Source organism: Streptomyces sp. NPDC051677, assembly GCF_044453465.1.
GTDB lineage: Bacteria > Actinomycetota > Actinomycetes > Streptomycetales > Streptomycetaceae > Streptomyces.
Map to the genome: position 1 here is coordinate 21,077 of NZ_JBITCT010000066.1, position 20,000 is coordinate 41,076.

General features: G+C 67.4%; 16 protein-coding genes and 1 pseudogene. 7 read left to right on the top strand and 10 right to left on the bottom strand.

What is annotated here, in order from left to right:
* Window positions 1–1,443: 1,443 nt before the first annotated feature.
* On the bottom strand, window positions 1,444–2,466 hold the full coding sequence (locus tag ACIBAF_RS43740) for an NAD(P)/FAD-dependent oxidoreductase (RefSeq protein ID WP_399471445.1): 1,023 nt from the start codon (window positions 2,464–2,466) through the stop codon (window positions 1,444–1,446).
* 441 nt (window positions 2,467–2,907) lie between these two features.
* On the opposite strand from ACIBAF_RS43740, the pseudogene ACIBAF_RS43745 reads away from it, so the two are divergent.
* A pseudogene (locus ACIBAF_RS43745) lies at window positions 2,908–3,231 on the top strand (phosphotransferase); the annotation flags it as partial.
* Window positions 3,232–3,240: 9 nt separating this feature from the next.
* Here ACIBAF_RS43745 and ACIBAF_RS43750 read toward each other — a convergent pair.
* Window positions 3,241–3,669, bottom strand: a complete 429-nt coding sequence (locus ACIBAF_RS43750) for an HIT family protein (protein ID WP_399471447.1) — start codon at window positions 3,667–3,669, stop codon at window positions 3,241–3,243.
* A 114-nt stretch (window positions 3,670–3,783) separates the two neighbouring features.
* Here ACIBAF_RS43750 and ACIBAF_RS43755 point away from each other — a divergent pair, with 114 nt between their 5' ends.
* Entirely contained in the window at window positions 3,784–4,308 is a 525-nt protein-coding gene (locus tag ACIBAF_RS43755; protein ID WP_399471449.1) for a hypothetical protein, read from the top strand.
* Between the two features lie 374 nt (window positions 4,309–4,682).
* Here the strand turns inward: ACIBAF_RS43755 and ACIBAF_RS43760 are convergent, their stop codons facing one another.
* The 3 genes from ACIBAF_RS43760 to ACIBAF_RS43770 all read right to left on the bottom strand — a co-directional run bounded on the left by ACIBAF_RS43760 (window position 4,683) and on the right by ACIBAF_RS43770 (window position 9,151).
* Window positions 4,683–5,606 (bottom strand): aminoglycoside phosphotransferase family protein, encoded by a 924-nt coding sequence (locus tag ACIBAF_RS43760; RefSeq protein WP_399471452.1) that lies wholly within the window; start codon window positions 5,604–5,606, stop codon window positions 4,683–4,685.
* A gap of 100 nt (window positions 5,607–5,706) precedes the next feature.
* Entirely contained in the window at window positions 5,707–6,618 is a 912-nt protein-coding gene (locus ACIBAF_RS43765; protein ID WP_399471454.1) for an aminoglycoside phosphotransferase family protein, read from the bottom strand.
* Between the two features lie 346 nt (window positions 6,619–6,964).
* Entirely contained in the window at window positions 6,965–9,151 is a 2,187-nt protein-coding gene (locus ACIBAF_RS43770; protein WP_399471456.1) for a glycogen debranching N-terminal domain-containing protein, read from the bottom strand.
* Window positions 9,152–9,361: 210 nt separating this feature from the next.
* Here ACIBAF_RS43770 and ACIBAF_RS43775 point away from each other — a divergent pair, with 210 nt between their 5' ends.
* The 5 genes from ACIBAF_RS43775 (at window position 9,362) to ACIBAF_RS43795 (ending at window position 15,856) form a co-directional block, all read left to right on the top strand.
* Window positions 9,362–10,396, top strand: a complete 1,035-nt coding sequence (locus ACIBAF_RS43775) for a LacI family DNA-binding transcriptional regulator (RefSeq protein WP_399471458.1) — start codon at window positions 9,362–9,364, stop codon at window positions 10,394–10,396.
* 158 nt (window positions 10,397–10,554) lie between these two features.
* Window positions 10,555–11,805 (top strand): extracellular solute-binding protein, encoded by a 1,251-nt coding sequence (locus ACIBAF_RS43780; RefSeq protein ID WP_399471460.1) that lies wholly within the window; start codon window positions 10,555–10,557, stop codon window positions 11,803–11,805.
* Between the two features lie 41 nt (window positions 11,806–11,846).
* Window positions 11,847–13,115, top strand: coding sequence for an ABC transporter permease subunit (locus ACIBAF_RS43785; protein WP_399471462.1), 1,269 nt, complete (start codon window positions 11,847–11,849; stop codon window positions 13,113–13,115).
* A gap of 100 nt (window positions 13,116–13,215) precedes the next feature.
* Window positions 13,216–14,127, top strand: coding sequence for a carbohydrate ABC transporter permease (locus ACIBAF_RS43790; protein ID WP_399471464.1), 912 nt, complete (start codon window positions 13,216–13,218; stop codon window positions 14,125–14,127).
* A gap of 67 nt (window positions 14,128–14,194) precedes the next feature.
* Window positions 14,195–15,856, top strand: a complete 1,662-nt coding sequence (locus tag ACIBAF_RS43795) for a glycoside hydrolase family 13 protein (protein ID WP_399471466.1) — start codon at window positions 14,195–14,197, stop codon at window positions 15,854–15,856.
* 1,058 nt (window positions 15,857–16,914) lie between these two features.
* Here ACIBAF_RS43795 and ACIBAF_RS43800 read toward each other — a convergent pair.
* From ACIBAF_RS43800 to ACIBAF_RS43820, 5 genes are all read right to left on the bottom strand, one after another.
* Window positions 16,915–17,523, bottom strand: a complete 609-nt coding sequence (locus ACIBAF_RS43800; RefSeq protein WP_399471468.1) for a hypothetical protein — start codon at window positions 17,521–17,523, stop codon at window positions 16,915–16,917.
* A 357-nt stretch (window positions 17,524–17,880) separates the two neighbouring features.
* A complete protein-coding gene (locus ACIBAF_RS43805; RefSeq protein ID WP_399471470.1) occupies window positions 17,881–18,300 on the bottom strand; it encodes an Imm1 family immunity protein in 420 nt (139 codons plus the stop codon).
* 161 nt (window positions 18,301–18,461) lie between these two features.
* Window positions 18,462–18,845 carry an SUKH-4 family immunity protein gene (locus tag ACIBAF_RS43810; protein ID WP_399471472.1) on the bottom strand — a complete coding sequence of 128 codons (384 nt, stop codon included), beginning with the start codon at window positions 18,843–18,845 and terminating at the stop codon, window positions 18,462–18,464.
* Between the two features lie 46 nt (window positions 18,846–18,891).
* Complete coding sequence (locus tag ACIBAF_RS43815; RefSeq protein ID WP_399471474.1) at window positions 18,892–19,434, bottom strand: hypothetical protein; 543 nt, start codon at window positions 19,432–19,434, stop codon at window positions 18,892–18,894.
* 45 nt (window positions 19,435–19,479) lie between these two features.
* Window positions 19,480–19,905, bottom strand: a complete 426-nt coding sequence (locus tag ACIBAF_RS43820) for a hypothetical protein (RefSeq protein WP_399471476.1) — start codon at window positions 19,903–19,905, stop codon at window positions 19,480–19,482.
* Window positions 19,906–20,000: the final 95 nt, after the last annotated feature.

Here is a 20,000-nt window from a genome sequence, read left to right on the forward strand (position 1 = left end):
ATAAAACGTTCGGACAAGCAGGCTGGCGACTCCTTGTGAATCAAACGCCCCATCCAAGGACATCGCAGCGTGGTCCAATACGAGAGCGCGATGAGGGTCGGGGGCAGTGCGTGAGTGGAACGAATTTCTCAAGGTCGGACGCTGGCGGTAGTGCTGGAGCTGGCGGCTTTGATTACCAGCATCGAGTGACAACGTGGTTCTGCACCCATGCTCTGGCAGGTACGGCTGCGGCTCCCGTTCGGCGCGTGTGGACGGGTGAGGTACAACGCGTCGCGTGCGAGACGGGTCAACCTGTTGACGACTGTTTCATCAGCACGACGGACGGGATCGTCTTGGCAGTGCAGGCGAAACGCTCGATCGATCTCTCTCAGGGCGAGTCGAGCGAGCTCGCTAAGACTGTCGAGCACTTCGTCCGGCAGCACCACCAACCTGGGCACGGTGAAGACCGTCTAGTCCTGGCCACGTCTCCCGCCGCGTCCGGGAAGGTCCGGATTGACCTGCCGAGGGTCCTGGACCGCTTCCGTGCTGCCGATCCTTCCCAGACTGTGGGTGATCTGGTCTTGAACGCAGACCAGACGTCCGCCTACGAGGTATTCACGACCCATGTGGAGCGTGCGTGGGAGGGAGTTACGGGCGCTGGTCCTTCTGCGGCGGAACTTCGGGCCTTCCTCGCCTGTTGCTACGTATTGGTATTGGACGTCGAGCCGGACGGGTCGGACGAACGGGAAGCCCGTGGGCTGCTGCGGTCGGTGGCGGTTGCCGCACCACAGGCAGATGCTTCGTGGGATTTGCTGCTGCGGGTCTGCGCGACCGCGAACTCCGCGCCCACCGTCGAGTCGCTGGAGTACCTGATCCAGCTCCAGAAGGAGGGCATCTCACCCAAGCCGGACGTCGGCGGCGGCTTCCACAGGTCACAGCCCTGCACTGGTGGGGCGGGTGGGACTCGAACCCACGGCCGACGGATTATGAGTCCATTGGGGATCTTGGCGGCCCCTGCCGATCCATGCTCATCTTGGCCGTTTTCCCAGGTCAGGCGCGGTTTGGCGCCCCACTCTTCCTCTGCCCTTGTCAGTCCATTCCGATCCTTGTGTCCAACCAGCGTCCAGAACGCGTCCCGGATGGCCAAAGTCTCGCTGCCACAGCGGGCGTCCTCCCAGCTGGGAGAGGCACTCAAAAACCGAGAGCAGCGGATTTACCTTCCACCAGGCGGAGGCTCTGCCCCATGCTCGGGGCAGAGCCTCTGCGGCGTCGCTCGGGAAGGCCTCTCGAGGACCGTCATGCCCTCGACGCTGGTACAAACGCTTCTCAGAAGTGTCCAGCACCGGCCCTTGAGTGAGAACAAGTTCTGCGAAAGGAATCGGCACTTCGCGACCCCCGTGCCGCTCCTTTTGATCTTGCGCGGCCAGGACCGTTCGTCAGAGTCGCTCACCCGCATCGGGATCGTCAGAAGCGATCGGGGCAGCATCCTGACAGAGCTGACTCAACGGTTCCGTCGACCAACTCCCGTGCGACCAGGCGTCCCACGGCCGCGGCGAGCGTGACCGCCGAGTGCATCACTGCCAAGTAGAGGCCGGGGACCTCGGCGACTGGGCCAACGATCGGCTCACCGTCGGCCGGCATCGGGCGCACTCCGAGTCGGGTGTTGAGCAGTTCGACGCTCCCGGCGCCATGGAAAGTGGACCGGACGGCGGCAAGGGCCCGTTCGGGCGAGTCCGCGGCGGCGATCAGCCGGTCCGCGGCGACCTGCCGAAGATCGAAGTCCTCGGTGTTGACCACTGTGCGGACCAGACCATCTGGGGCGCAGAGCCGGAACAGCGGGCACGGCGACGGTTCGACCGGGACGCGCATGCCGAGCGATGCACCCAGCGCGGCCGTAGCAACTCCGGCCGCCAGTACCACCGTCGAACCGGAGAGGGGCCCTGCTGCCGTTTCTACCCCGGCGATCCGGCCCGCCGTGTCCCGGCGGACCGCGGTAACCGGCGTGTCCAGATGCACCTGGGCTCCGTGGGTACGAGCGCCCTCGACCAGCCGCTCGGTCACGCCCACCGAGTCGACAGCGCCGTCACCCGGCGCCCAGACAGCCCACTCCGGAGGCTGCCGAAGAGCGGGCTCGAGCTTCGCCACAGTAGCCGCGTCCACGATCGTCTGCCCGGGCCCGGCGTCCGGCGCGCTGTCCTGCCTGTTCCAGCTCAGCGAGCCGGACCAGGTCACCGGGAGTCCCGGCAACTCGGCCCCGAGCCGGTGGTACTCCGCCGTTGCGGTGGCCCGCAACCTGGCGGCCGGACCTTCCCGCACGCCAGAAGCTCCGACCCAAGCGAACGAATCCGCCGTCACGCCGGCGCCTGGCCGCCCGGCGTCGACCAACGTCACGGTGGCACCCGCTCTGGCGGCGTGATAGGCCACCGATGCGCCGACAATGCCGGAGCCGACGACGATCAAGTTCTGACTGGCCAGGGGGTTCAACACGTTCGCGACGTTAACCTCCGCAGCGTCCGCCCGTAAACGAGATTTGCCGCAGCAGGGTGGATCGGATCCCATACACCACACGTGGCACCCAGTGGACCTGGTCGTCGGCAGGGAGAACGAGATGGGGTGAAGAAACGGAACGGTGAGGGCACGGTGTCGGGCGGCGGGCAGTCGCGCGTCGCCGAGTTGAACGCCGACCAGACCACGAGCATGACACGGTTTTCGAGGACGAGGACTACGCGGCCCCTCCTCGACAGGTGGCCTACTCTGGCCGGGTTCCACGTGCTGACGGCGGAGAACGGCGTTTGCCTATGAGTCCCCGAATGAGTCCCGAAGAATCCTCCGAGATGGCCGCGTGCATCCGTGAACGCATCGACGCCCATGGCTGGTTCCGGGCGTGAGGACGAGCGTGCAGGACGCGAGCGGCGATACGCCGGGGGAGGCGACGACGTGATGAGCCACTGCGACTTGATTCCGGGCAACGTTCTGGTCGACGGCGACCGGCTCATCGGCGTACTCGACGCCGGCGGCTTCGGCCCGGCCGACCCCGCGCTGGACCTGGTCAGCGCATGGCACCTGCTGCGGCGGGGACCGCGTGATGTGATGCGACGGACCCTGGGCTGCGACGACCTGGAGTGGGAGCGGGGAAAGGCATGGGCTTTCCTCCAGGCAATGGGTCTTGTGTGGTACTACGTCGAGAGCAATCCGACAATGAGCAGGATGGGGCGGCGGACGCTCGACCGCATTCTGGAGTCGACGAAGTGATGTCACCCCTTACAGAGCAGTGATTCCTCGGCGCACCGCCACCGCCGTCTCGTCGAGCAGACGACGCTCGTGCACGCTCCAGTCCGCCTCGATACGGAACGGATCCCCTTTGAACCGGGGGAAGACATGAAGGTGCACATGGAAGACCTCCTGGAAGGCCGCCTCGCCATCGGCCAGAAAGAGATTGACTCCCTCGCACCGCAGACCGGACAACCGTAGAGCGCGTCCGAGGCGATGCGCCACCGTCCAGACCCGTACGCCGATGTCCTCCTGCAAATCCTCCAGCCCTTGCGCATGTGACTTCGGAACGACGAGCAGGTGCCCCGGGGTCACCGGTTGGAGGTCCATGAACGCGATGACCCAGTCGTCCTCGAAAACGACGCTCGCTTCAGCCTCGCCTCGCGCGATCGAGCAGAAAACACATCCGTCGCCCGGCAACCCGCCACCCCGCTTCGTCGATGCCTCGCGCCTGCTACGACACCACATATGACCAGCCGCGCGCAGAGAAATACCGTCGACGAGACAGTTCCGGCTCTGCCAGGCTGACCCGCCATGACCGCTTACGAATTGCTGCTCATCGGTGGTGGGGCGGGCGTCGGCAAGACGACCGTCGGATGGGAGATATCCGCGGTGCTGCAAGGGAGGGGAACGGCGCACTGCCTGATCGAGGGCGACTACATGGACCAGATCCATCCAGCCCCGGACGACGACCCTCACCGGGCGGCGATCACGGAACGGAACACCGCGGCAGTCTGGTCGAACTACGCCGCTCTCGGCCAGCGTCGCCTCATCTACACGAACACGGTGAGCGTCCTGGAAGAGCCGGTGATCATCCGGGCCATGGGCGGAGATGAGATCAGATCCACCTGCGTTCTGCTCACGGCTGAGGAGGCCACCGTGCGGGAACGGCTCGCTCAACGTGAGATCGGCTCGCAGCTCACCGCGCACATCGAGCGGAGCCTGCGGGCGGCACAGGAACTGGACGAGAAGGCTCCGGCCGGCACGGTCCGTATCCCGACCGACGGCCTGACGGTCCAGGACATCGCGGTACGAGTGATCGAGGCGGCGGCTTGGTAGCCGCAGCTGTCCTCCGTGCCGCGCCGCCTCGCCGCCCGTGCGTTCGGCGAGGCACATAGTGCGGTCGGCGGCGTCGGCGTTGATGGCTCGGTCAGGTCGATCGCGCCTTCGAGGCGCTCGTACAAGCGGCGGCTGCTCGCGCCAGCTCCTCGGTCATACCGGGGGTGACGGCATAGCCGCCGGTCACAGCAAAGGCGGAGGGGGCGTCGGCGGGTTTCGGCTTTTCGACCAGGCCCGGTGATGCGCGGCAGTCCGTCGGCCCGGTCCTCCGCCTCGCTGGACGCAGTCGCCGACCCCGAGCACGGCCCCAAGCTCCGCCGCTCGCTGGAGGCGGCGGGGCCCCTGGTGCAGGTGGCCGGATCCCTGCCCCCCATTCAGGCTTCCTGCGCGAAATTCTCGGCCAGCTCAGCGAGGGTCTGCTCCGCCAGCGACCGTGCCTCCGGCGTGCTGTCCACCCCGGCGAGGGTGATCGCGGCCTTCCAAGCCGCCCAGCCCTGGGCGCGGTGCCAGGTGTCCTGGTCCAGACCGGCCGCGCGGACGAACAGCGGACGCGTCTCGCGGTCGAACGTCGTCCACGCGGCCACCAGGTCGCAGGCGGGGTCCCCGACGGCGGCGCAGCCGAAGTCGATGACCGCCGAGAGCCGTCCCTCGCTCAGCAACAGGTTTCCGGGCGCGATGTCGCCGTGCAGCCACACCGGTGCGTCGGTCCACGAAGACTCCGTGGCGCGGCGGACGCACCGCTCGCCCACCTCCCGCATCGCGGGCGCGAGTCCGGCGAGAGCCGGGATGGCCTCGTCGGCGTACACCGTGAATTCGGCGCCACGCGAGCCGTTGTGCGTCCCCGGCTGTGGAGCGTCCCGTGCCGGCGCGGCGCGCAGGGCCGTCAGGAACTCGCCCAGGCCCACCGCGACGGCGGCCAGATCGGCTTCCCCGGCACCGGCGCGGTTCAGCGTCTGACCGGGGTGCCAGCCGTAGACCGACCACGGACCGTCGAACAGCGGGCCCGGCGCGCCCTTGGCGACCGGCTTCGGGATCGGCAGAGGCAGCATCTCGGCGAGCACCGGCAGCCAGCGGTGCTCCTTCTCGACCTGGGCGTCGTAACCCGGCGCGCTGGGGATCCGGACCGAGAGGTCGGAGCCAAGGCGGAATGTGCGGTTGTCCCAGCCTTGCGGCTCCACCGTGCGAAGCGACAGCTCGGCCCACTGGGGGAACTGCTCGCGGACGAGCCGGCGCGCAAGGTCGAGGTCGGGCACCGCCCGCTCGGCGGTGGGCAAGGAACGTTCCTGGCTGGCGCTCACGGCGGGGTCTCCTGCGGAGGTGTCAGTCACGGTCGATCACTGGGCGCGGGTTGCGTGCTGGTCACAGTCGGTCAGTAGTAGCTGTACGAGAACAGGGCCGTCACATGAGAACCTCCACGATGCGTTGGCATCGCACGGGGTCCTCGGTGAAGTCGGCTTTCAGACCCCAGAGCCTGTACTCGACGGCTCGCAGAAGCGCCCGCTTGCGCGCGCGGTCGCGGTCGCGGTCCGCGGTGTCGGCCAGCGTGTCGATGCACCACTCGACGCGTGACGAGCCGAGTTCGTCGAACCGGCTCCACAGCAGCGGGCCCACCTGGAATTCGAGAACGCCGCTGACGATCAGCGGGTCTACGACTGCCCAGTCCCCGTCCCGGGTGCGCAGAACCTGCTCGTAGTGCAGGTCGCTGTTGACCAGGACGGAGTATGCGTCGCTGGACAGTTCCGCGGCCAGTTCCAGCCCGCGGTCGAGGGTGCGCCGGGACATCGGACGGCCGAGGTCTTCCCAGTGGCCGGCGAGCTCCTTCCGGTGCTGCGCGGCGATGGCGCCGGTGCTGCGCAGACCGGCGGGCGGTTCGACGGCCAGGCGCCGCAGGAGTGACCCGATCACGGGGACCGCTTCCTCTAGCGGGACCTCCCTCAGCGCGCGGCTGTGGTTCAGCCGCCGCATCAGCAGGACGCCGACCGCGGTGTCGGCGTCGACGAGCCGGACCGCGCCGTGGCCGTCCCACAGGCGCAGCGCCAGTACCTGCTCCTCCAGTTGACGGTCGGGCCAGGTCACCTTCAGCGCCAGCGGCTCGCTGTCCCGCCGGACGGGCACAACGAGGCTGTTGTAGCCGTGCATGGGCCGACCGTCGACCTCCAGGCTCCACCGGTCGCACCACTCGCCGACGGTGTCAGGCAGGGCTGCCAGCCACCGGCTGCCCGCCTCACCTTGGTGCTGCCAGCGCCCGAAGCCCCGAAGCGACTCGGGCGCCTCCACCGGATGGGGCCCTTGCGGTCTCCCAGCAGTCACAGCATCTCCCTGCCGTTCGTACCCGTCCCGCTCGCCGGGCGCTGAGTCCCTGTCACAGAGATCGAGTGGTCGCGGCCGATGGCCGAGCGGCTGCGAACCAGGGCGGACGAAGCGACGATTCCGTCGATCAGGCAGTCGTTCCCGCGGGGTCTGCCAGTGCGACGAACCGCGCCCGCTTGCCATTGCTGACGGGCCTGGTGACGTTGCCCTCGGTTGCCCAGCCCGAATTGCGTGGATCCTCGCTGCTCAGGCTGAGCAACTGGGATACACCGTTGGCGACAGGGCCGCCAACGAGTCGCCGCGGTTCCGGCGAACCGGTCATGGCACCGGCCGACTGGCATGATCCTCAGGATCGCGGCACCGTGTGTTCCTCCACGATCAGTCCCGGGGGCGCCGTAACCGATGCGATGCGGCCGTCGGTGCCGATGGTGACGTCGAGCCGCTCTCCCGCGAGGGTGAGTCCTGTGACGGTGAGGGCTCCGACCGGGAGTGGGCCTGTCGGGCGAAGGCGCAGGCGTCCTGCGGGAACGTCCGGATCCAATCCGGTCAGTGCGCTCATGAGGGCGATGGCTGCTGCGGCCGACCAGGCCTGTGGCCGGCAGGCGGCCGGGTAGGGGACGGGGGCGGGGGTGTCGGTGCGGGCGTCGCCGCCCCACAGTTCCGGCAGCCGGTAGGCGAAGGCCGGTGCTGCGGCGAGGATGCCCTCGATGAGCCGGGCTGCGGCTTCGGGGTGCCCGGTGCGGGCGAGGCCGGTGACGGCGATGGCGGTGTCGTGCGGCCAGACGGTGCCGCAGTGGTAGCGCAGCGGGCCGAAGCCGCCGGACCGGGACGACATCGTGCGCAGCCCGTAGGCGTCGGACATGTCGGGGGCTGCGAGCCGTGCGGCGACGGCGGCGCTCTCGTCGGCGTTGAGTATGCCGGTGGCCAGGAGGTGGCCCATGTTGCTCGTCACGGAGTCCACAGGGCGGCCCGAGCCGTCAAGTGCCATGGCCGGGTAGGGACCTTGCTGGTCGGAGACCCAGAACCGGGCGCGGAACCGGTCGGCGAGGCCGGACGCGAAGGTACGCCAGCGTTCACCGTCGGGCAGGGCGAACGCGTCGAGCAGTGCGGCCCCGGCGAGGGCCGCCTCGTAGGCGTAGCCCTGTACCTCGGCGAGGGCGAGGGGTGCTTCGGCGAGGCGGCCGTCGGCGTACCGGGCGGCGTCCCCGGAGTCCTTCCAGCCCTGGTTGGCCAGTCCGGTGCCGGTGCGGTCGATGTAGGACAGGAACCCGTCTCCGGCCTGGGCGGCGGTGTCGATCCAGCCGAGCGCCGCTTTGAGCGCGGGCAGCAGCGGTTCGATGTCGGCGGCGGGCAGGCCCCAGCGCCAGGCGTCGTGAAGCAGGCAGATCCACAGGGGGGTCGCGTCGACCGTGCCGTAGTAGACGGGTGGCAGGCGCAGGCCCTGGCCGTCGTCGAAGAGTGCGCGCCGGACCTCGTGGAGGATCTTGCCGGGTTCTTCCTCGGCCGCCGGATGGGTGCGGGTGCCCTGCCGGGCGGCCAGGGTGCGCAGGGTGCCCAGGGCGAGGTCGGTGCCCAGGGGCAGGAGCATGCGTGCGGCCCACAGGCTGTCGCGGCCGAAGAGGGTGAAGAACCAGGGGATGCCCGCGGCGAGGAAGGTGTCGCCGGGTGATTCGGCCGTGGCCATGCGCAGTGAGTGGAGGTCGTCAAGGCTCTGCCCGACGAGGGCGGGCAGCCGGCGGTCGTCGGCGGTGACTTCCGGGCGCTGCCAGGTGGGCTTGAGGTCGGCGGCCGTGACGACCGCGGCCGTGTCGGAGACCTCGACGGCCAGGTGCAGGTCGACGTTCTCGCCGGGCTTGAGGTTGAGGGTCCAGGTCAGGGTGGAACGCTCGGCGTCGGGTGTCGCGCCGGGGGCGCTGACGGTGACGGCGACTGCCTGGTCGCCCCAGCGCAACACGCCTGCGCCAGAAAGCAGTTCGCCTGTCGGCTCGGCAGGAGAGCGGGGCGGCAGACCCGCCTTGGTGTGTTCCAGCGTCACGAGGTCTCCTGCGATCTCGACGCGGACGGCGAGATGCACCGGGGTCGTCGCGGTGGAGCGGACGGTCAGCTGTTCGGCGAGCCGGCCGGGCGTGACGGTGCGCTGTCGGTCGACGCGGACGGTCGGGTCCGGGATGGCGTCACCGAGTGCCTGGACCAGGCCGACGAAGCGGCTGCGGCCGGGTCCGTCCGTCGCGTTCATGACCGCGACAGCTGGGAGCCAGTCCTCGCCCGTGGCCCCGGCCTCTCCTTCATTCTCACGGTCCCCGCCGCCGGCGGGAGGCGCCTTCCCCGCGTGCTCGCCGGACGGTGCGTGGTCGGGGCGCAGCGTCACGCGCAGCAGACTCAGCGCCCGTATGTCGGCGTGGAAGAGCCCGTGTACGCCGGCCCCGGGAGCGGCTGCGTCGAGGTCACCGTCCGGCCGGGACAGCATCACGGTCGGGGCGGAGAGGGTGACCGCGAGATCGTGCAGGAGCGGCTGCCGCTGGGGTGAAGTCATGGAAGCTCCGTCCGGTGCCCTCGTGTCTCGTGGGCGGTGGTGGGGGGCGGTTTGTGACTACGCCGACTATTGACAGGCCGGGCAGCGATCGTCACAGTAACCGATTGGAACGCTAAATTTAACGTTCAAATCGAAGTGGACGGCAACACACTGCGACGCCACAACGGCGGATACGCTGCGGCGCAGTGGACTGATGGAGGTGGCTTCGCGATGGCGCGAGTAACACTCGAAAGCGTGGCGCGGCATGCCTCCGTGTCGACACAGACCGTGTCCAACGTCATCAACGCGCCGCACCGGGTCCGGCCGGAGACCCTGGCCCGCGTGCAGGCCGCCATCAAGGAGCTCAACTACCGCCCGAATCAGGCTTCCCGGACGCTGCGGACCCGGCGTTCACGTCTGATCGGCGCCCGCATCGAGCCGGTGCGCGACGGCGTCAACGGCGCCATTCTCGCCCAGTTCCTGCAGTCGCTGACCGCCCGGACCCAGGAGGCCGGCTACCGGATCGTGGTGTTCACGGCCAGCGACGACGATCACGAGTGCTCTCTGTACGAGCAGTTGCTCGATGACCACGACCTCGACGCCTTCGTCCTGCACGCCACACACGCCGGCGACCGCCGGACGGCATGGCTCAGCGAGCGCAAGGTGCCATTCGTGACCTTCGGTCGGCCCTGGGGGGCTGACCCCGAGGCCACCGAGCGGCATGGCTGGGTCGATGTCGACGGCGCGCAAGGGACCCTTGCCGCGACCCGGCACCTCATCGACAGCGGCCACCAGCGGATCGCGTTCCTCGGCTGGCCGGAAGGACCCAATGGATCAGAGGTCGGCGACGACCGACGCAGCGGCTGGTCCGCGCTGCTTGCCGTGTCGGGGATCGACGTCCCAACCGGTTACGACGTTGGCGTCCCTGACGGGCTCGATACCGGCCGCACGGCCGCCGCGGCGATGCTCGACCTGCCCAGTCCGCCGACGGCGATCGTCTGCGCGAGCGACTCGCTGGCGCTGGGGGCCTGGACCGAGATCACCGCGCGGGGGCTGCGGCCCGGGGCCGATGTCGCGGTGGTCGGTTTCGACGACTCCCCGACTGCGGCGGTCGTCGGCCTGAGCAGCGTGGCGCAGCCCTACGACGAGGCCGCCGCCGCCTGCCTGCGAATGCTCCAGGAACTGCTGGCGACTCCCGAACCACCGGCTGTCCCGCCCACCCCGATCCTGCTGCCGCCCCGGCTCGTCGTCCGCGCCAGCGGCTGAGCCGCCCCGCGGCACCCGCACCCCATTCACCCCGCCGAGCGGCTCCGACAGCCCCTCGGCCAACCCCCGCGATCCCGCTGACGGCCGCAGTGCGGCGGACGGGACGCGGCCCCTTCTACCACCGGCTCATCAGGTCGGCCTGCGCAAGGAGATTTATCATGAGAAGTCAGCGTACGCGCTGGGCAGTTGGCGGTATCGCGCTGCTGTCGCTCAGCCTGACGGCCTGTGGTGGCAGCGGGTTCGACGACACCGACAAGACGGACAGTCAGGCGTCGTCCGGCCCCGCCTCGATCAAGGTCCTCATCGCCTCCAGCGGCGACGCCGAGACGAAGGCCGTCACGGACGCCTCCACCGCATGGGCGGCGAAGTCCGGCAACAAGGCGACCGTCACCCAGGCGCAGGACATCGGCCAGCAGCTCGGCCAGGGCTTCGCCTCGAACAACCCGCCGGACGTCTTCTACGTCGACGCCGCCCGCTTCGCCACGTACGCGAGCGCGGGCAGCCTCGAACCCTACGGCGACAGCTTCCCGGGCAAGGACGACTTCTACCCCGCTCTGCGCCAAGCCTTCACCTACGACGGCAAGCTCTACTGCGTCCCCAAGGACTTCTCCACGCTCGGCCTGCAGATCAACACCACGGCATGGTCGAAGGCCGGCCTGACCGACGCCGACATCCCCACCACCTGGCCACAGCTGGCGTCCGTGGCGAAGAAGCTGACCACGGGCAAGCAGGTCGGCCTCGCCCTCGGCGACACCCGCGACCGGATCGGTGCCTTCATGGTCGAGGCCGGCGGATGGGTGACGAACAAGGACGCCACCAAGGTCACCGCGGACTCGCCCGAGAACCTCAAGGCCCTGAAGTTCGTCCAGTCGCTGCTCGCCGACGGAACGGCCAAGTACCCCAAGCAGCTCGACTCCGGCTGGCCGGGCGAAGCCTTCGGCAAGCAGAAGGCCGCCATGACGATCGAGGGCAACTGGATCGCCGGCGCCATGAAGAGCGACTACCCGGACGTCAAGTACAAGACGGTCCCGCTGCCCGCCGGCCCTACGGGCAAGAAGGGCACGCTCGCCTTCACCCAGTGCTGGGGCATCGCGGCGAAGAGCAAGCACAAGGCCGCCGCCATCGACTTCGTCAAGGCCATGACCGCCAAGGACAACCAGCTGACCTTCGCCAAGGCGATCGGCGTGATGCCCTCACGGCAGTCCGCTCAGGCCGACTACGTCGCCCAGTTCCCGCAGGACAAGGCATTCATCGACGGCGCCGCGTATGCCCAGGCCCCGGTGAACGTCGCGAAGATCGACCAGGTGCTCGCCGACTTCGACACCGGCCTTCAGTCACTGCCGGGGGCCGACCCGGAAGAGATCCTCAAGCGGCTCCAGACGAACGCTCAGGCGGTCGTGGGCCAGTAACCCGGACGTCCGGACACGAGTAGAACGAGAGTGAACCTGCGATGAGTGAACCGAATCCCGGGCCCGCCAAGGGCCCGGGCAGCGGCCCGGCCCCGGCCCGGACAGCAGGCACCGCAACAGCCCCCGCCTCATCCTCCGCACCGCACAGTCCGCGCAAACCAACCGGTCCGCACGGCGCCGACGCGGCCGGTGGAGGCCGCCGCACCCGGGCCCCCCGCGGCGGTATCCGAGGCCGGGAAGGGCTCGCCGGCTGGCTGTTCGTCTCACCCGTCATCGTCGTGCTCGGGCTCTTCCTGGTCGTGCCCATCGTCATGGCGCTCTGGGTGAGCCTGTCCGACTGGAAGGGCCAGGGCAGCCCCTTCTCGTCAGGCGTGCACTTCGCCGGCGCACAGAACTACGAGCAGATCGTCACCAAACCCGGCCTGGCGCAGAGCGACTTCATGACAAGCCTGCGCAACAACGCCTACTACGTCCTGTTCGTGGTTCCGTTGCAGACCGCGCTCGCCCTGGGCCTGGCTCTCCTGGTCAACGGCAGACGCCTCAAAGGCAAGGGCTTCTTCCGCACCGCGTACTACTTCCCGTCGGTGACGAGCTCGGTCGCGATCTCGGTCGTCTTCCTGTTCATCTTCTCCTCCAGCGGCGTGGTCAACTCTCTGCTGGCGAAGATCGGAGTCGACGGACCGTCCTGGTTCGCCGATCCCCGCGGCGTCATCCATCTCGCCCTCGGCGCACTCGGCGTGAACACCGACTCGCCGCCCTCCGCACTCGCCGACACCACCGTCGGCGGCCTGTCCCTGTGGGACTGGGTCTCCGGTCCCAGTGTGGCCATGTGCGCGATCATCACCCTGGTCGTGTGGACGACGGCGGGCACGTTCATGCTCATGTTCCTCGCCGCACTCCAGGACATCCCCGTCGAGGTCGAGGAAGCCGCCGAGATCGACGGCACCGGGCGCTGGCAGCGGTTCCGCCACGTCACGCTGCCCATGCTCAAGCCGACCCTCTTCCTCGTCCTGACCCTCGGACTCATCGGCACCTGGCAGGTCTTCGACCAGATCTACGTCATGAGCAAGGGCGCACCGGCGAAGACGACACTCACCCCCGCGTTCCTCTCCTACCAGTCCTCGTTCACCGACAACGAGTGGGGACAGGGCAGCGCCATCGCCTTCATCCTCTTCGCGATCATCGTCGCGATGACGCTGCTGCAGCGGTTCGTGCTGCGCGACAAGGACGAGGCCCGTGCCAGGGCCGCCACCCGGCGCGCGGCAAAAGCCGCCCGCTCCGGATCCGGCCCGACCACCGGGACCGTCTGATGCCCCGCACCCCCGCAACGGCCCCCTGGCGACAACCAGGAACCGACGCGACCGCGCCCACCACCCCAGCAGCCATCCCCGACGTCCACAGAGGCACGCGATGAGCACACATCCCAAGCTTGCCGACACAGACACAGACACCGCAGCCGGCCCGCACGCGACCCGTGGGAAAGGCAACCGCACACGGCGAGGCGGCCTCACCCGCGCGCTCGGCTACACGGCCCTCGTCGTCGTCGCGATGCTGTACATCTACCCGTTCCTCATCCAGGTCGCGACGAGCTTCAAAACCGATGCGGACGCCACCAACAACCCGCTGTCGCTGTGGCCGCAGCACTTCACGACCGCCGCCTTCAGCCGGCTCGCCGAAGCGGACTACCCGCGCTGGTTCGCGAACTCCGTCGTCGTCGCAGTCCTCGTCACCGCAGGCCGCGTCTTCTTCGACTCCCTCGCCGGATACGCACTGGCCCGGCTGCGCTTCCCCGGCCGGGGCGCACTGTTCGCCGCCGTCATCGCGGTCATGGCCGTGCCCGGCGTCGTCCTGCTCATCCCGAAATTCCTCGTCCTCAACCAGATCGGGATCTACGACTCCTACGCGGGCATGATCGTCCCGCTTCTCGCCGACGCCGCCGGCGTGTTCATCATGAAGCAGTTCTTCGAGTCGATCCCCGTCAGCGTCGAGGAAGCGGCCCGCATCGACGGCGCAAGCACCTTCAGGACTTTCTGGTCCATCGTGCTGCCCATGGCCCGGCCCGCACTTCTCACCCTGACCATCCTGTCGTTCCAGGGATCATGGAACGAACTGGGCCACTTCATCGTGTCCCGCCAGAGCCCGGACCTGAACACCCTCACCACCGGGGTCGCCTCCCTCGTCTCCGGCCAGCTCGGCTCGGGCAACCAGTACCCGCTCAAGCTCGCGGCGACCCTGCTCATGACCATCCCCGTGGCCCTGGTGTTCTTCGCCTTCCAGCGGCACTTCGTCCGCGGCGGCACCTCCGGCGCGACCAAGGGCTAGCCAGGCCCACGCCTCCAGTGATCACCGTCAGCACCCGCGTCTGCGTACTCCGACAGGACCGAGCCCCATGAGCAACCTGACCCCCAACGACGTCACACACGACGCCGCGAACGATTCCTGGTGGCGCTCCGCGGTCATCTACCAGGTGTACATACGCAGCTTCGCCGACGGTGACGGCGACGGAACCGGCGACATCTCCGGCCTCCGCTCCCGCCTGCAGTACCTCGCCTACCTCGGCGTGGACGCAATCTGGATCAACCCCTGGTATCCGTCCCCGCTGGCCGACGGCGGCTACGACGTCTCCGACTACCGCGACATCCATCCCACCTACGGCACCCTCGACCAGGCCCGGAAGCTGATCACCGAGGCACATGAGCTGGGCCTGCGGGTGATCCTCGACATCGTCCCCAACCACGCCTCCGACCAGCACCCCTGGTTTCAGGAGGCGTTGGCGGCAACGGCCGGCTCCCCGGCACGGGAGCGGTTCATCTTCCGCGAGGGGAAGGGAGCGGACGGCACAGAGCCGCCCAACGACTGGCACGCGGCCTTCGGCGGCCCCGCCTGGACCCGCACACCGGACGGCCAGTGGTACCTCCACCTCTTCGCCCCCGAACAGCCCGACCTCAACTGGGACAACAGCGAGGTCCGGGCCGAGTTCGAGTCGGTCCTGCGTTTCTGGTTCGACCTGGGCGTCGACGGCTTCCGTATCGACGTCGCCCACGGCATGGTCAAGGACCCGGCCCTCCCGGACCTCGGCCTGCCGGAGTTCTCCGTCATCGCCGGCGAGGACCAGGAGAACCACCCGCACTGGGACCGCGACGGCGTCCACGACATCTTCCGCACCTGGCGCGCCATCGCCGACAGCTACCCCGAGCCCCGCGTCTTCGTCGCCGAGGCCCACGTCCGCCCCGGCCGCCTCGCCGCCTACCTCCGCCCCGGCGAACTCCACACCGCCTTCAACTTCGACTTCCTCAAATGCGTTCTGGAAGCAGACAAGTTGAGAGAGGTGATCGACCGCACGATCACCGATCTGGCGAAGGTCGGCGCCCCCGCCACCTGGGTCCTCTCCAACCACGACGAGACCCGCCACGTCACCCGCTACGGCCGCGCCCACACCGGCGTCACCCCGATGCGCGACCAGGGCCACCCCACCGACCTCACCCTCGGCACCCGCCGAGCCCGGGCGGCCACCCTGCTGATGCTGGCCCTGCCCGGCGGCGCGTACATCTACCAGGGCGAGGAACTCGGCCTGTACGAGGTCGAAGACCTCCCCGAGTCCTCCCTCCAGGACCCCATCTGGGAACGCTCCGGCCACACGATCCGAGGCCGCGACGGCTGCCGCGTCCCCCTCCCCTGGACCGGCGACACTCCGCCCTACGGCTTCAGCACGTCAGTGTCCGCCACGCCCTGGCTGCCCCAGCCCGACGGCTGGAAGTCCTACACCGCCGAAGCCAAACAGGCCGACCGCACGTCCATGCTCCAGCTCTACCGCTCCGCCTTGCACCTGCGCCGCACCAACCCCCACCTGCGCGGCGAACAGTTCCACTGGCTGGACAGCCCGCCCGACACCCTCCTGTTCGAACGCGGCAACAGCCTGCTGTGCGCGATCAACCTCTCCGACCAGCCGATCCCTCTCCCCCACAGCGCCGTCTCCCTCCTCGCCTCAGGACCACTGGACAAGGACGGGATGCTGCCACCGGACACCACTGTCCTGCTGAACCGAAGCTGAGGAACGGCGAAGGAAGCATCCCGGCCGAACCTCCCCCGCGCGCCCAGCGCGCTCACATACTCCAGGGCCTGTCCGGTGTTCACTCCCCGCCGATCGGACAGGCCCTGGTCCATCGGTAGAAACCCGCCTACAGAGGCCCCGCTGGAGCTACCGGTTATCGTCACCGCGTCGGCAAGGCATGTCGGCATTGCGGTTGACCTGCGCTGTTGAGGGTCCGGTATCGAATGCGCTGGTCACGGCGGCTCATGGAGGTCGCTACCACCGGTTCGATACCGACCAGTAACCGGCCGTACTTCGCGCCCCTGGCCTGAACCTCGACGCGACTCATCGAGGACTTTCCTGGGCCGTATTCAGTACGGGCAGTTTCCCCTCACTTGGGTCGGCCACAGTGGCGGCTCTGTGATCCCGGGAACACAGGCCTCAGCCGCCAGCCACGACGCCTGCCCGCCCCCGGGCGTCACCGACGCAGCAACTGCGGAAAACCACTTCCGTTCCCCTGCGTCCAGCCAGCGTCCAGAATCCGGCACCCAACCGGTCCCGAGAGCCCACGCACGACGGGATCGACGTCCGCGGGCCGGAACATACACGCAGGTCAGCGAGATTCGAACTGTCAGTACTGCCAACGATGTCGCACTCACGAGCAGCGGATTCAGCCCCGTGGACCAACGCCCTGAATCCGTCCCCTGATGAGACGTTTCCGCAGGTCACAGGCGTGCATGGTGGGGCGGGTGGGACTCGAACCCACGGCCGACGGATTATGAGTCCTTTGAGGATCTTGGCGGTTCTTGCCGATCAACGCTCATCCTTGACGTTTTCGCAGGTCAGATCGGGTTATCCATGTGGATGCTCCTCAGCCCTTGTCACTCTGTTCCTGTCCTTGCGGCCTCAATGAGGCCCGACAGGATCGCGCTGAAGAGACAGAGGACGATCGCGCCAGCTCAGGACTGGAATCGAACTCGCGCGCAGCGGATTCCCCTTCCAACGCACGGCGCTCCGGAGGCTACGCCGGGTCAGTGCACGAGGCTCAGAGCTCTTTCGGCCCTGTGGCCTCCGACGCGTTATCCCCCGCCTTCCACTACGGTCAGGGTCAGCCGGAAGAGCATCTTCTCCGCCGTGACGCCAAGTTGCTCGGCGACAACACTCGGGGGCGCGGACCTGGCTCGGGCCCATGCGGGCGGCGCTGCGTGGCTGCGCACCGTCGGAGGCCTGGCGGCGGCATCCTTCGGCGGGTCGTACGGCTGGGCACGGTTCCGCTGCCGCTCGGCGTCGTCCTCAGCCGCCATGTCCATGGACGCCTCGGCGGCGTTCAGCATCCGCCTCAGCGGCCAGGTGTGCAGCTCGACCACCCATTCCAGAAGCTCCACGATCACGCGGGTGGGCAGGGGAAGCGCGTCGACCACGCGGGTGCCCTCGTGTTGGGCGACGTGCTCCTCGGCCTGGTCGAGATCATGGAATGTCTTCAGCGTCTCGTCGCCCTTGACTACGTTCGGCAGCAGAAAGAGGTCCACCGACTCGTCGAGCATCTGCCGGACGAGGAACAGGCGCAGCGCGCGGGCAGTGCGGCGGACGTCCTTCGGGTCGGCGTCAGCGAGGTTGTCGAGGTCGACGCCCTTCGCTTTCTGCGCGTCGCGCAGCTCGGCATAGGCGTCTATGAACTCGTCGCCCATCACCTCGGGTTGGAAATCCAGCTCGTTCCCGCCGATATCGGCGACGTGCGGTTCGGTGTGAAGGGCAAGGACTTACGCACAGGTCTTCCCCTGGGGTCCGCTCCTCGCCCGGCCCACAACCAGCGACGTACCGGAAGAGTAAGTGAGCTGCTTGTCGCGGGCTTCGAAGACACCACCGCCGGAGGCCACGTCGAGCGCGAAGGGCAAAACAACATGTCGTTACGACTGTTCCTAAAATCGCCTACACGAAGACGGTCGGGACGGCGAGGGCCCCGAGGCCGGGGGCCGGCAAGCTCCCAAGGGGGACCGTATGCGCGGCGCAGCACTTGTAGTGCCGCGCATACGAGACAGAGCAAATCACCACGACTCTGACTCTTGCCATTGAACACACGTTGGACGCTGCCCACGGGAGGACAGGAACTCCTTAACAGCCTGTCGCACAAGAGTAATAGGGATTTCCGAGCAATTCGAAAATTCAGTTGCGTTTCCCATGATGGAGTAGGAGATCTCTCCTCGTCCCTTCGCAGAATCGAGCGAAACAAAATTTCCGTCGTCCATGAAGCCGAGGACTCCGACCTGAAGGTCTCCGTCAGCGCCAGCCAGCAACTCGTGGTCAGGAACCCCTGCCGGCATGAGCGGACGTTCCAAGCTGTGCAGCGCGGCCAAGTTTTCCGATGGTCGGCTCAAAAGGAGCTCGTCGATCAAAGCGTCAACATCACTTGCGCTTTGCAGCAAAACCGGGTTATCCCCATGCTCGCGCCGATAGTACGCTTGCACCCGACCGTGCCTCACTTCACACCACCATAGACCTGCTGCTCAAAACCGTCGTCGGTGGCGGTCCATGCTTGAACGTCCTCGTCGCGGAGACCACCTGGGGCCCGCCTAACCGCCAACCACACACGAGGCCGTCAGGGCCTCCCACCTCCCGCCGACACCTATCAGTCTCTGAAGTTCCCGATCGCGACACTCCATCTCACTTCATACCAGAAGCTGCTTTCAGCGTACACCTGCCTATCGATCCGACAGATTTCTTCTTCAACCTCACGGGCAACCCTGTTATCCCTTTCCTCAGCCTCATCTGCATCTTCAATCTCGGCGAGTGGAAATTTTGCCGAGAACGCCGCCAGGCAACGATTAAATGAATCAAGCGAGGTATTTACGAGACTCAGACTAGAGTCGCCCTCAACTTTCTCCATCACGCACCCAGAGGACAGATCAAGCAACAGACTTCCAAGAGCTCCAGTGAATCCGAATACGATTAGATTGCATCCGCCAATAGTGACGCGCTCGAAATCACCGGAGGGCACATAGACGTTATACACAGACTCTGCAGGAATAAAGAATCTTCCCCCCTAGGCCAGACTGAGGTCAGCCGGCACTTCGGTCATCTCCATCTTCCCCTTGCCCATCTCCCCCTTCAGTAGGGCCCTTGTAATAACGTTGCCGTTCCCTAACCTCGCCGAGTAGCAGGTCGCCTGCATACGTCCGGAACTTTTTCCAGTTTTCCGGGTATCCCAGCAGATGGTCGGTGATCCTGATGCTTACCATTTCGTGGATGGAGTCACGTCCGCTGCCCAGGAGGCGCTCCAAGAAGTACGCGCACCGCTGCGCCAATTCCCCGTCCAGAGCAGGCTCCGACGCCAGAAGTGGAGTCAGGACCCCTTGCACGAAGACCTCGCTGGCGAGTGTGTACGCACCCACCTCCACCGGTCCGTAATCGCCCGGGGTCGCATACTCCTGCTCTTCTTCCTCCAGCGCGAGTACTGCATCCCTCTGCTCCGGGAAGTACTCCCACAACATTTTCCGGACCAGAGCGGAATCCGTGATGGGCCGACCTTCTGGGTCCATATTTCCCAAGATCTCTACCACTGAGTAACGTCCCTTCGAGAAGCGCAGCACGGAAGTGCGCATCGAGGATTCTACCCCGATGCACACTTCCGCCTTTGCGGTTACATACTAGCTGTAGTCCGGCACAGGACAGGTTCCCGTAACGTCACACGCCTGGTCACCACCCATAATGGACTTCACCCCCTCCCAGATGAACAACAGGTCGCCGAGGGCACCCGCGCCATTCATCAGCTTGGGAAGCTTCAGCTCGCCCCGCAGGCGCGGCACACCACGCGGGTTCGGGTCGAATTCTGCACCCGTTATTGATTTCATTGACGGCGCCCACCACATGCGCTCTCCTGCAGATTTCACCGAGTTATAGGCTTCGGAATTCTCCGTTATCAGTTTCGTGACTGCGCCGGCGTCGTCCGTAGTATTCAAGGCTTTCCAGATTTCGTCTGCCTCAGCCAGGGCTACAGCGCGGTCCGCCTCCGAGAGGGTCACGTTCTTGTCCGGCTTTCGGTCGTCTTCGAGAAGCTTCACCAACCGGGTCAACTAGTACTCCAGCAGTACTTCGTGGCTTGACCTGGGGAAACGTCGAGCGGTGGGAGTGTAGCGGGCAGTTGGCCGTCACGGGCGGGTTCTGCCCG